Source organism: Gordonia hongkongensis, assembly GCF_023078355.1.
Lineage (GTDB): Bacteria > Actinomycetota > Actinomycetes > Mycobacteriales > Mycobacteriaceae > Gordonia > Gordonia hongkongensis.
The window spans coordinates 4610817-4622820 of record NZ_CP095552.1; the positions used below are offsets into that span (position 1 = coordinate 4610817).

12 protein-coding genes and 1 pseudogene are annotated in these 12004 nt (G+C 67.9%); 8 read left to right on the forward strand and 5 right to left on the reverse strand.

The window, feature by feature from the left end; all coding sequences use genetic code 11:
* Window positions 1-6 precede the first annotated feature (6 nt).
* Window positions 7-656, reverse strand: a pseudogene (locus tag MVF96_RS20795) (DsbA family protein).
* Between the two features lie 103 nt (window positions 657-759).
* Here MVF96_RS20795 and MVF96_RS20800 point away from each other — a divergent pair.
* Window positions 760-2046 (forward strand): lipase family protein, encoded by a 1287-nt coding sequence (locus MVF96_RS20800; RefSeq protein ID WP_247450266.1) that lies wholly within the window; start codon window positions 760-762, stop codon window positions 2044-2046.
* Between the two features lie 9 nt (window positions 2047-2055).
* On the opposite strand, the gene MVF96_RS20805 is transcribed toward MVF96_RS20800, so the two are convergent.
* Window positions 2056-2916 (reverse strand): SDR family oxidoreductase, encoded by an 861-nt coding sequence (locus MVF96_RS20805; RefSeq protein ID WP_137809460.1) that lies wholly within the window; start codon window positions 2914-2916, stop codon window positions 2056-2058.
* Between the two features lie 64 nt (window positions 2917-2980).
* Window positions 2981-3229: a hypothetical protein gene (locus MVF96_RS20810; protein ID WP_058249732.1), complete on the reverse strand. Its 249-nt coding sequence runs from the start codon at window positions 3227-3229 to the stop codon at window positions 2981-2983.
* 228 nt (window positions 3230-3457) lie between these two features.
* On the opposite strand from MVF96_RS20810, the gene MVF96_RS20815 reads away from it, so the two are divergent.
* From MVF96_RS20815 to MVF96_RS20835, 5 genes are all read left to right on the forward strand, one after another.
* On the forward strand, window positions 3458-4126 hold the full coding sequence (locus tag MVF96_RS20815) for a PAS and ANTAR domain-containing protein (RefSeq protein WP_078113781.1): 669 nt from the start codon (window positions 3458-3460) through the stop codon (window positions 4124-4126).
* 254 nt (window positions 4127-4380) lie between these two features.
* The gene (locus tag MVF96_RS20820; RefSeq protein ID WP_247450268.1) at window positions 4381-5499 is read left to right on the forward strand and encodes a glycosyltransferase family protein; all 1119 of its coding nucleotides are present in this window, start codon (window positions 4381-4383) and stop codon (window positions 5497-5499) included.
* The gene (locus tag MVF96_RS20825; RefSeq protein WP_165629548.1) at window positions 5492-6598 is read left to right on the forward strand and encodes a glycosyltransferase family 4 protein; all 1107 of its coding nucleotides are present in this window, start codon (window positions 5492-5494) and stop codon (window positions 6596-6598) included. Before MVF96_RS20820 ends, MVF96_RS20825 begins: the two co-directional genes overlap by 8 nt.
* Complete coding sequence (locus tag MVF96_RS20830) at window positions 6595-7575, forward strand: hypothetical protein (protein ID WP_068970831.1); 981 nt, start codon at window positions 6595-6597, stop codon at window positions 7573-7575. The genes MVF96_RS20825 and MVF96_RS20830 overlap by 4 nt, the downstream gene beginning before the upstream one ends.
* Window positions 7572-8432 (forward strand): glycosyltransferase family 2 protein, encoded by an 861-nt coding sequence (locus tag MVF96_RS20835; protein ID WP_247450269.1) that lies wholly within the window; start codon window positions 7572-7574, stop codon window positions 8430-8432. The genes MVF96_RS20830 and MVF96_RS20835 overlap by 4 nt, the downstream gene beginning before the upstream one ends.
* Here the strand turns inward: MVF96_RS20835 and MVF96_RS20840 are convergent.
* Complete coding sequence (locus MVF96_RS20840) at window positions 8404-8829, reverse strand: anti-sigma factor (RefSeq protein WP_336287433.1); 426 nt, start codon at window positions 8827-8829, stop codon at window positions 8404-8406. The two genes, MVF96_RS20835 and MVF96_RS20840, sit on opposite strands and share 29 nt — an antisense overlap.
* A gap of 323 nt (window positions 8830-9152) precedes the next feature.
* Here MVF96_RS20840 and MVF96_RS20845 point away from each other — a divergent pair, with 323 nt between their 5' ends.
* Together MVF96_RS20845 and MVF96_RS20850 are read left to right on the forward strand one after the other, a co-directional pair.
* Entirely contained in the window at window positions 9153-9602 is a 450-nt protein-coding gene (locus MVF96_RS20845) for a hypothetical protein (RefSeq protein ID WP_247450272.1), read from the forward strand.
* A 3-nt stretch (window positions 9603-9605) separates the two neighbouring features.
* Entirely contained in the window at window positions 9606-10784 is a 1179-nt protein-coding gene (locus MVF96_RS20850; RefSeq protein WP_165629544.1) for a zinc-dependent alcohol dehydrogenase, read from the forward strand.
* Here MVF96_RS20850 and MVF96_RS20855 read toward each other — a convergent pair.
* Window positions 10774-11637, reverse strand: coding sequence for an RNA polymerase sigma factor SigF (locus tag MVF96_RS20855; RefSeq protein WP_247450274.1), 864 nt, complete (start codon window positions 11635-11637; stop codon window positions 10774-10776). The genes MVF96_RS20850 and MVF96_RS20855 overlap by 11 nt on opposite strands.
* Between the last annotated feature and the right edge of the window lie 367 nt (window positions 11638-12004).

Genomic DNA, 12004 nt, shown 5'->3' on the forward strand with positions numbered 1-12004 from the left:
GTAGCCTCAGCCGGTGGCCGCCCGTTCCAGCGCTCCGGTCAGGTCGTCGACGGTGGTCGGCACCAAGCGCTGGTCGTCGAGAAAGAACGTAGGGGTGCCCTGTACGCCCAGGGCCAACCCATCGGCGACATCGGCACGAATCCGCTCCAGCGTGGCGGGACTGTCGTACGCGGCGTCGAAGGCCGTCATGTCCAGCCCGAGATCGATCGCGAAACCACGGAACACGTCGTCGGCGGGAGCCCGCTGCTCCCCCATCGGGCCTGGGTGGTGAACATGCGCTGGTACATCTGCTCGAATCGGCCCTGCTGTGCAGCCGCTTCGACGGCGCGGGCCGCGCGCTCGGCGTTGAGATGCCCGGGCATCGGGAAGTAGCGGACCACGAAGGTGATCCGGTCGCCGTAGGTGCGCCGGAGATCTTCGATGATCGGGTAGACCGCGCCACAGGCCTCACACTCGAAGTCGAGGAACTCGACAAAACGCGCCCGCTCACGTTCCGGCGACGTTAGGCGGTGGCTGTCCAGGCGCACCACGAGATCGGCCGCGACGGCGGTGTCCGCCGGGGCAGGCGCGGGTTCGCGGTCGATGAGTACCGCGACACCGAGGACGACGACGACGGCCGCGAGGGCCGTCCATGCGATCTTGGTCGGTCTGCTCACTCCTGCCCTGCCCACCCGCACACCGTAGGGGTGACAGAGCCGAAAACGGACATCCGCCTGCTCGATCGCTGACGCAGACACCCATTCGGTGCTTAGATGAGCCATGTCGTTCGGGGTGCGCACGAGTTGGCTGCGCGTGGGTGTCATCGGTGTGGTTGTCGGCGTGCTGCTCGGCGTGTTCGCGGGCACGCCCCCCGCCCAGGCCGCACCCGGGCCGGGCTCGCCACTGCCGTCGGCCGACCCGTTCTACCGTTACAACGCCTCACTGTCGGGCGTGGCTCCCGGAGCGGTGCTCCGCAGCCGTCCCATGCGGTTCCAGACGCCCACGATGTCCACCCCGATCACCGGCTCCCAGGTGCTCTATCGCACCACCGACCAGTTCGGCGGGAGCGTGGTGACGGTCGCGACCGTGCTACGACCGCTGATCCCGGGCCCGACGCGCCTGGTCTCGTACCACATGGCCTACGACGCGCTCGGGTCTCAGTGCGATCCGTCGTACACGCTCAGCGGGGGTTACACCAACGGCACCGCAACCGCCGAACAAGGCGTCATCGCAGGCTATCTCGCCGCTGGGTACACCGTCGTGGTCCCGGACTACGAGGGCGAGAAGCTGCAGTGGACCATCGGCCGGCAGTCGGGCTATGCCGCACTCGACGGCGTCCGCGCCGCACAGTCGTTCCTGCGGCTGCCGCGGTCGACCCCGGTCGGCCTCGTCGGATATTCCGGCGGGTCCATCCCCACGCAGTTCGGCGCCGAGGTCGCGCCGCGCTACGCGCCCGAACTGAACATCGTCGGCGCCGCCGCGGGCGGATTGCCGGTGGACCTCGCGCACAACCTGCCCTACATCAACGGAAGTGCGAAGTGGGCGGGTGTCATCCCGGCGCTCGTGGTCGCCTACCAGCGGACCTACCGGCTCGACACCTCGACGTTCCTCTCGACCCGCGGCCGACAGGTCGCCCAGGACGTCAGCGACGAGTGCATCTCGGAGTTCGCGTCTAAGTATCCGGGACTCACCAGCGCGGACATGGTCAGGCCGCCGTACGCCGGCCTGCTCGACGTGCCGCAGGTGGTGCGGGCGATCAACGACAACATCATGGGACGGTCGGGCACCCCGTCGACGAGGATGCTTCTCGCGGTGGGTCACTACAACGCGATCGGGGACACCCTGATGATCACCGGTGACGTGATCGGCCTCGCGAACGAGTACTGCTCACGCGGCGTGGACATCACCTACCGGCAGCTCAACGGCCTGACCCATCAGGAGGCGTTCCTCCCGTTCGAACCGCTGGCACTGCAGTACCTCACCGAGCGGTTCGCGGGTGCCCCGACACAGAGCAACTGCGGTTCGCTGCCGCGCGGGAACAGCCTGGCGCCGCTGCCGGTGCCCTGACCAGGCGGCCTACCCCGGCAGCGTCTCGCCGCCGATCGGGGCCAGCACCTCGCCGGTGTAGTAGGACGAGAGCTGCTCGGCCGCGAAGAACACGTACGACGGTGCGATCTCGTCGGGCTGGGCCGCCCGTCCCATCGGCGCCTGGGTGCCGAAGTCCTTGACCGCCTCGGCCGGCATCGTCGCCGGGATCAGCGGCGTCCAGACCGGGCCCGGCGCGACGCAGTTCACGCGGATCTTCCGTTCCATCAGCGCCTGCGCCAGCGAGTAGGTCAGGGCCAGCACCGCGCCCTTGGTGGCCGAATAGTCGATGAGGCTGTCGTTGCCACGCAGACCGTTGATCGACGACGTGTTGATGATGACGCCGCCGCCGGTCAGGTGCGGCACCGCCGCTCGCGTGGTGTGGAAGAAGCTGTCGATGTTGACGTCGAAGGTGCGCCGCCACTGCTCCGGCGTCAGCTCCAGGAAGTCGTCCACGATCTCCTGGTAGGCGACGTTGTTCACCAGAATGTCCAATGCGCCGAGTTCGTCGACGGTCCGCTTCACGATGTCGGCGCAGTGCGCCGGGTCGGCGAGGTCGCCGCGGTACGCGCGGGCCTGCCGTCCTTCGGCCTCGATGAGCTCGACCGTGTGGCGGGCGTCGTTGTCTTCCTCCAGGTAGGCGATGGCGACATCGGCGCCCTCCTTGGCGAAGGCGACCGCGACCGCACGGCCGATACCCGAGTCGCCGCCCGTGATGAGGGCGGTCTTGCCGGCCAGCAGATCGCGGCCGCGATAGTCACGCATCTCGTCCCGGGGACGTTCGCCCATCTCGTCGGTCTCACCGGGGTAGGAGATCGTCTTCGGTTCGTGCTCGGGGTTCTGGTCGCTCATGATCGAGATGGTGCCCGCTGAGAAGCGTGCGGAAACATCGGCGCGGACCGGGGCGCGGACGTCGTCAGGGGTTCGGGTCGGGGATCTCCTGGTCGAGTTTCTCGTCGAGGGACTCGCCTTCCCGCTGTTCCCGGGCGGTCGTGCCGGTCCGATCACTGGCCGACCAGTCCTCGGGCGGGTCCATCCCCTCCTCGAGCGGGTCCTGACCGAGCCGGTCCTCGTCGAGATCCTCGAAACCGGCTGTCGACGTCAGATCGGGGTTGATTCCCTCGGATGCCGCTGTCGCACTGTCGCCCACGTTGTCGGTACTCATTCTCGTCCTCCTGGCCGTAGCCGAGATCGGTGTCGGTCGGGCCGGGTCTCGCCGTCGGCCCTGCGAGTACGGCGGATACCCGCGAGACACGGCACCGAAACGATCTCCGCGAGTCCTGCCCCGGGACACGCACCGGGTCGATTCCCGCCAAATGCGTCAGCCAGGTAAGCTCATCTTTCGCCCGAGACCGCTGGCATTCCTGTTGATTTGTGGTTTGTAGGGGTGAGGGTGACAGACGCCAACGATCACACCGCCGGCGAGTCCCGTATCAGTCACGTCGGCAGCTTCCGGTTCTTGTTCGACACCCAGGAATGGGAGTGGTCCGACGAGGTCGCCGAGATGCATGGTTATCGGCCCGGTGAGGTCACTCCGACGACCGAGCTGATCGCGGGGCACAAGCACCCGGACGACCGGCAGTCGTTCGAAGAGCTGCTCGCGACGATGCTCGACCGCCGGATCCCGTTCTCGAGCCGTCATCGCATCGTCGACACCAAAGGTGAGGTCCGCCACGTCGCGGTGGTGTCGCAGCAACTCACCGACGAATCCGGCGCCGTGATCGGCGCCGAGGGGTTCTATCTCGATCTGACGGCAATCGAGGAGAAGGCCGTCAAGGACCGCGTCGACGAGCACGTCGCGCGATTCCGCGAGCACCAGGGCGTCATCGAGCAGGCCAAGGGCATGATCTCGCTGGCCTACGGCGTGAGCGCCGATCGCGCGTTCGAGGTCATGCGCTGGCGTTCGCAGACGGCCAACGTCAAGGTGAACGAGCTCGCGCGGTCGATCGTCACCGGCGTCCACCGATACGTGGTGCTACCGGACCCGGTCCGGCAGTCGTTCGACCATCTGCTGCTCAACGCACACCGCTTCGACGACGAGAACGCCTCGTCCTCGAAGTAGCACCGACGCACCACCGTTCATCGCGTCCACGGGCGGTTTCACCGCCGACATTCCGGGGTATCCGGACCGGCACGAGATAGGTGCCGGAAACCGGCAGTCATCTGCGGCTCGCCGAGGCCGCGATCGTGCAGGCCCGGTTGAGAACACAGCCGTTGCGACCCTAGTGAACGGATGTGGCAGTGAGCAGTGCGCAGCCAGGCGGAACAGCAACCCTCGAGACAACGGGGTCGAACACGACACGAGGTCTGTCGACGATGTCGGCGGGCCTCGGTTCGCGGAGGGGCGGTGCGACCCGCGTGCGCGTCGCGTCGGTGCCGCACTCCCATGTGTACGTCCGCCACCTGTCGCCGCTGAACGGGACGGTCAGCGGGCTCGACTCCGGCCCGGTCTCGGTCGTCCGCCTGCCCGACCCGGTTCCGGCCGACGGCGCCAAGGTGCCGGGCGGCTGGTGGCCCCCGCTGATGCTCGACCCCGCGTGGATCGCCCGCAACCACAACGAGTTCGACGTCTTCCACCTCCACTTCGGGTTCGACGCCGTCGAGCCGGCCGAGATGTCGAAGGTGATCGACGAGCTGCGCACCCACGGCAAACCACTCGTGTACACGCTGCACGATCTGCGCAATCCGCATCACCCCGAACCGGGACGCCACGAGGAGGTCTTGGACATCCTCGTACCGGCGGCGGATGAGGTCATCACCCTGACCCCCGGCGTCTCCCGGGAGATCGCGCGCCGCTGGCAGCGCAAGGCGACCGTGCTGCCTCACCCGCATGTCGTGCCGCCCGGCCGATTCGGTCCGCGCGCGCCGCACGCCGACGACTTCGTGGTGGGGGTGCACGCCAAGAGCATTCGCGCCAACATGGATCCGCTGCCGGTGATCATGACCCTGCTCGAGGCGGCCGCGGACTACCCGGACATGACGGTTCAGATCAACCTCCACGACGAGGTGTTCGTCCCCGGGAAGCACGCGTACAACCCGGACTTCGGCACCACGGCGCTGGCACTCTCCCGGCATCCGTATGCGCGCGTACTCGTGCACGAGTACTTCTCCGACGATCAGCTGTGGGATTACTTGCGGAGCGTGGACGTGTCGGTACTGCCGTACCGATTCGGTACCCACTCCGGGTGGCTCGAGGCCTGCCACGATCTCGGAACCACCGTGATCGCGCCGAGCTGCGGCTTCTACCGCGAGCAGCAGGACTGCCTGTCCTTCGAGTTCACCGAGGACACCTTCGATCCGGACTCACTCGTTTCTGCTCTGGCACAGGCATATTCGGCTCGTCCCGCGGCGGCCTCGTGGCCCGACCGGCGCGCGCAGCGCGAGTCGCTCGCCGAGCAGCACGCCGCCCTCTACACCAGGGCTCTGGATGCGTGACACGTTGAGGATCGCCATCGTCGCGTCGAGCCGCTACCCGATCGCGCAGCCGTTCGCGGGCGGACTCGAGGCCCACGTCTGGCATCTCACTCGCGCCCTCACCCTCGCCGGTCACGAGGTCACGCTGTTCGCGGGCGCGGGCAGCGATCTGCCGGTCGACTCGGATCGCCTGCGCGGCGAGTTGTTCGAGCCCTCCGCGGCCGCACGCTCGGATGTGTCGATGCCCCAACTCGAAGCACTGCAGGATCATCACGCGTACCTGTCGCTCATGCTGTCGTTCACCAACAACCCCGGCGACTACGACGTGATCCACAATCACAGCCTGCACTACCTCCCGGTCGCCATGGGTCCGGCCGTCGAGACCCCGATGGTCACCACGCTGCACACCCCGCCGACGCCGTGGCTCGAGTCCGCGCTGACCCTTGCGCCCGGTACGCGTTGTGTCGCCGTCAGTCGGCACACGGCACAGTCCTGGTCGCATGTGCTCGGCGAGATCCCGGTGGTGCACAACGGGGTTCAGTTGGACCGCTGGCCCGCCGGCCCCGGCGGAGACGACCTGGTGTGGTTCGGCCGGTTCGTACCGGAGAAGGGCGCCCACCTCGCGATCGAGGCCGCCCAGCGCGCGGGTCGTCGGCTCCGGTTGGCCGGACCCACCAGCGACACAACGTATTTCGAGCAACAGATCGCCCCGTCGCTGGGCGGGCTCGTCCACTATGAGGGACACCTCCACCAGCACGACCTGGCGCGATTGGTCGGCTCCTGCGGCGCGACCCTGGTGACCCCGGTGTGGGACGAGCCCTACGGCCTCGTGGTGGCCGAATCCCTTGCCTGCGGCACCCCGGTGGCGTGCTTCGCCCGTGGCGGTATCCCCGAGATCGTCGGCGAGCACGCCGGCGTCCTCGTGCCGCCGGGCGACATCGACGCGCTGGCCCTCGCGGTGGACGATGCGCTCACCCTCGACCGGGGCCTCGTGCGTCGGCGCGCGGAGGACCACTGCACGGACATCGCGATGATCGATCGGTACCTCGACATCTACGCCGATCTGGTCGCCGGGCGCCCGTTGGCCGACTCCTCGCTCCCCCGGGAGGTCGGGGTGTGATCGGTTACTACGTTCACCATCAGGGCCGCGGACACTGTTCCCGGGCCACTGCCGTCGCCGGCCACCTCGGCACCGACGTCGTCGCGCTGACCAGCGCGTCGCTGACCGCCCCGGTGTTCAGCGAGGTGATCACGCTCGAGCGCGACGACGCCGACCCGCAGCCGCGGGACGTCGACGCCGGCGGCCTGCTGCACTGGGCCCCACGGCACGACGGCGGACTACGCACACGCATGGCGCAGCTGGCCGAGTTCGTCGAGACGCGCCGACCGGCCGCCGTCGTCGTCGACGTATCGGTGGAAGTCACCCTCTTTCTCCGGCTGATGGGCGTGCCGGTGATCGTGACGGCGCAGCCCGGCGTTCGCGACGATCTGCCGCATCAGCTCGCCTACCGGGCGGCCGATGCGATCATCGCGCCCTGGCCCGCCGAGCTGTATCAACCGGACTGGCTCCGGGAGCATCTGCCGAAAACGGTCTTCACCGGCGGTATCTCGCGGTTCGACGGACGACTCCCCGTGTCCCACCCCACCTTCGCCGCCGACATCCTCGTCGTCACCGGCGCGGGCGGGGTACCGGGTGCCCCGCATCCGGCGACCACACTCGGCGAGGAGCTCCCGGAGCACACCGTCGTCGGGCTCGGACCCGCCTTCGGAACGTGGGTCGACGACCCGTGGCCCTTCCTGTGCAGCGCGCGGGTGACCGTCATCGGCGCGGGTCAGGGAAGCGTGGCCGACGCCGCCGCGGCCGGGCGCCCGGCGGTGGTCATCCCCGAGGACCGACCCTTCGCCGAACAACGGGCAACCGGCAACACCCTCGCACGCTCCGAACTCGCCCTCGTCACGTCGTCATGGCCGTCCGCCGAACGCTGGCGCTCGATTCTCGACACCGCCGGGAGTTCGTCGCCGGAGTGGTCGCGGTGGCACACCGCCGGCGCCGCCGAACGTGCGGCGCGGGCGATCGAGGCGGTCGCGCACCGATGACCGGCGTCCCCGAGGTGGCCGCCGTCATCACGATCGTGTCGGGGCGGCACCGCCACCTTCGACGACAACTCAAGGCGTTCGCCCATTCGACCCGGCGGCCCGACCTGCACTACGTGGTGGCCATGGACGACCCCGACATCACATCTGTCACCGACGGTCATCCGGTGGAGGTCATCCGGTTCGCCAACGACGACCCGGACACCCTGCAACTCGCCGATGCCCGGAACGCCGGCGCCACGGCCGCCATGACCGCGGGGGCCTCGCTCTTGGTGTTCCTCGACGTCGACTGCATCCCCGGCCCGGACATGCTCGAGCGCTACCTCCGCTCGTGCACGGCGACACCGGACCTGAAAGTCCTCTACTGCGGCCCGGTCACCTACCTCCCCTGCGACCAGCCGACCTTCGATGCGCGCGAGCTCGCCCGGTTCACCGATCCGCACCCGGCGCGTCCGTCACCGGGAACCGGGCAGACACAACTCTCATCGGAGCTGATGCTCTTCTGGTCGCTGTCGTTCGCGGTCCGGGCGACCGATTGGCTCGCCCTGGGCGGCTTCCACCCCGGCTACCGCGGTTACGGCGGCGAGGACACGGACTTCGCGATGTCCGCGCGCGACAACGGGTTTCGGATCGCCTGGGTTGGTGGCGCACACGCCTACCACCAGCACCATCCGGTCTCGAACCCGCCGGTCGAACACCTTGCGGACATCCTCCGCAACGCACGGGTGTTTTACCGGCGATGGGGCACCTGGCCCATGGAGGGGTGGCTGCGCGCGTTCGCCGACCGCGGCCTGGTCGCCTACGACACCGCAGGCGACGAGTGGCTCCGGGTCAGCGACGGAACTTCGAGAACCCGATGACGACGCCGCGGGAGGCGGCACCCGGGAGCGGTTCGTCGTAGGAGATCGTGTGAGTGTCGGTGACGGTCTGCACGATCCGCCATCCGAAAGTCGACTGCTTCAGGGTCACGTCCGGGACGAGCTCGCCTCGGATCTCGCCGATCACGCCCTGCGACGACATGTGCAGGGTCAGTTCGATGGACGACTCCTCAGCGGCGGCGGAGATGATCTGCGAGCAGATCTCGTCCACGGCCACCTTGGCGTCGATGACGTCGTCGAGCGCCCAGTCGTCGATGTACAGCGCGGTCTCGACCAGAGCGCGCATCAGCGCGAGACGATCGGTGGCGGCCGGAACCCGCAGGACCGTCGGCGTACCGCCGTCGATCGATAGCTGGGACGTCGCGTCGGAATCGGTCATCAAATGAGTCTTCTTCGCCCGTTGATTGGTGGTGCCGATCTCGGCTGGTCTGGTCATGAGTGCCCCGTGATTCCGTGTTCCAAACCGCGGCCGGAGGACCTTGCCGCGCTGAACGTGCCCCCCGAACACGTGTCGACACGTTAGCAGAGCGTTTACCCAGATCATGACTCGATGAGATTCACGTCTCCATCCGTCCCATGACCGACGCGGTCGCGGTGAGGCGACGTTTCATCGCCCGCCGCTCGCGGTAAACCCTCCGCACCGAGGCCGGTGTCGAGCACGCCGGCCACCGAGCCCCGACCAGACAGCGCAGGGAGTGCACCATGCCAGATCTGACACCCGAACGAGAAGTCGCGTCGCGTGAGGCCATCGCGCGGCGCCCGGCACGAAAGTCGCGAGGACTGAAGGCCGTCGGCCTACTCGGCTTCGTCTGCCTCGGACTCATGCTGGTGCTCGCCGGCATCGCCATCGCCGCCGGTGCGACCGACCGCGATGCGACGGTGTGGCTGGCGGTCGGCGCCGTCGTCATGGGTCTGATCGCGATCGGACTGCTGATCGGCAGCCGTGTCCTGCTGCGACGTCGCGCAGCCCGCGACGGCGATCGGGCCCATCAGGACCCGATCCAGCCCGAGACCACCGCCGAGGAAGCCGAACGCTATGAGGAGCGGTTCCACGACTTCCCGGTGGAACACGCCGGAAAGAGTGAACGAGGACGAGACGACCGCCTCGAGGAGATTCGCGAAGAGCGTCGAGCCGACAACGGAAAGGCCTAGAGAATGCGTGCAGTCACTTGGCAGGGCAAGCGGAACGTGTCGGTCGAGACCGTGCCCGACCCCAAGATCATCGAGCCCACCGACGCCATCATCAAGGTCACCTCGACCAACATCTGCGGGTCGGACCTCCACCTCTACGAAGTTCTCGGCCCGTTCATGCAGGCCGGCGACATCCTCGGGCACGAGCCGATGGGGATCGTCGAGGAGGTCGGCAGCGACACCGGCGACCTGCGGGTCGGCGACCGGGTGGTCATCCCCTTCCAGATCGCCTGCGGCACGTGTCTTTTCTGTCACGACGGACTCATGACGCAGTGTGAGACGACCCGCGTCACCGAACAGGGGACGGGCGCCGCACTGTTCGGCTACTCCCAGCTCTACGGCTCCGTGCCCGGCGGGCAGGCCGAGTACCTGCGCGTGCCGCAGGCCCAGTTCACCCACATCAAGGTGCCGCTGGAGAAGCCCGACTCGCGGTACGTCTATCTCTCCGATGTGTTGCCGACGGCTTGGCAGGCCGTCGCCTACGCCGAGATCCCCCAGGGCGGAACCGTCACGGTGCTGGGCCTCGGCCCCATCGGCGACATGGCTGCCCGCATCGCCACGCACCAGGGAGCGCGGGTCATCGGCGTCGACCGCGTGCCCGAGCGACTCGCCCGGGCGGAGGCCCGCGGCATCGAGACCGTGAACTTCGACGCCGTCGACAACGTCGGCGACGCCATCCGCGACCTGACCGGAGGACTGGGTACCGATTCGGTCATCGACGCTGTCGGCATGGAGGCCCACGGGTCGCCTATCAACAAGGCGCTGCAGAGCGTCGTCGGCCTGCTACCGGACGCCGTCGCCCGCAAGGCGATGTCGGAGGTGGGTACCGATCGGCTGGGCGCGCTCTACTCAGCGATCGACATCGTCAAACGCGGCGGCACGATCTCGCTCTCCGGGGTGTACGGCGGCGCGGCCGACCCGCTGCCGATGCTGACCATGTTCGACAAGCAGATTCGGCTGCACATGGGTCAGGCGAACGTGAAGCGCTGGGTCGACGACATCATGCCGCTGCTGACCGACGACGACCCGTTGGGCGTCGACACCTTCGCCACCCACGAACTACCGCTCAGCGAGGCACCGAAGGCCTACGAGACATTCCAGAAGAAGGACGACGGGATGGTCAAGGTGATTCTCAAGCCGTGAACCCGCGTGGCGTGCCGCGGCTCTTCGTCGCGGCACGCTCGCTGTCGGCCTGCGATCCCGGCCTGGAGTTCTCGTCATCGTCATCGACGACTTCCGATCGCAAGGTCTCGAGAATCCGCGTCAGCAGGCGCGACACATGCATCTGGGAGATCCCCACCTGACGCGCGATCTCGCTCTGCGACATGGACTTGAAGAACCGCAACGTGAGGATGGTGCGCTCGCGTTCGGTCAGCCGCTCGAGGGCCGGCTGCAGCGTGACGAATTCTTCGACGAGTTCCAGTCGCGCGTCCTCGTCGCCGAGGGTGTCGGCCAGCGTCCAGCCGTCGGTCGACGAACCGGCTTCGGCATCGATCGAGCTCGCCGTGTAAGCCGACCGGGCGACCATGCCCTCGATCACCTCGCTGACGGGCAGCCCGAGGTGCTGGGCGATCTCACTCGGGCGCGGCGACCGTCCGAGAGACTGCAGCAACTCCTCACTGGCCTTGGCGATGTTGAGCGACGCCTCCTGGGCCCGGCGTGGCACGCGGATGGACCAGGTGCTGTCGCGGAAGTAGCGCTTGACCTCGCCCATGACGGTCGGGACCGCGAAGGCCAGGAAATTATTGCCTCGTTCGACGTCGAAACGGTCGACGGCATGCATGAGACCGATCCGCGCCACTTGACGCAGGTCGTCAATGGGTTCCCCGCGCTCCGAGAAGCGCCTGGCGACATGGTCTGCCAGGGGCAGGCACCTCGCGATGACGTCCTCCCGCAGCCGGGCACGACGAGCGTCGTCCTTCTCCTCGTGCATGGTCCGCAGAGCCGGAAGGACATCACTGTAATCGTCGTGATCGCCCCGGTCACCCGACGCCATTCTCACCACCAGACTTCGAAGACAGCTCGAGATCGATGCGCAGACCTCGTGCCGCATCCAGAACAGGACTGATGTGCGCACCGGGTTCGACGCATATCCGAGTCCACCCAACCACGGTCGCCCGGCGGCGTCCAGCCACGGCGGCCCTCGGCTGGTCAGGGCGTCGCGTGGCAGGAACACACCGCATAGAAACCGCCGAAGTGGACACAACCTTGTAGGTCGCTCTTGTGCAACGTAGGGTAAGAGATGCGGTTCAGGTAGAAGCTGCGTTCTAGAGCGTTGGGCGCCCAGGGCCTTCTCGCTTTCCACCATCACGCTCAATCCCTCTGACCGGGTGATCGTGAACTTGGGGTACTGACGCCGATTC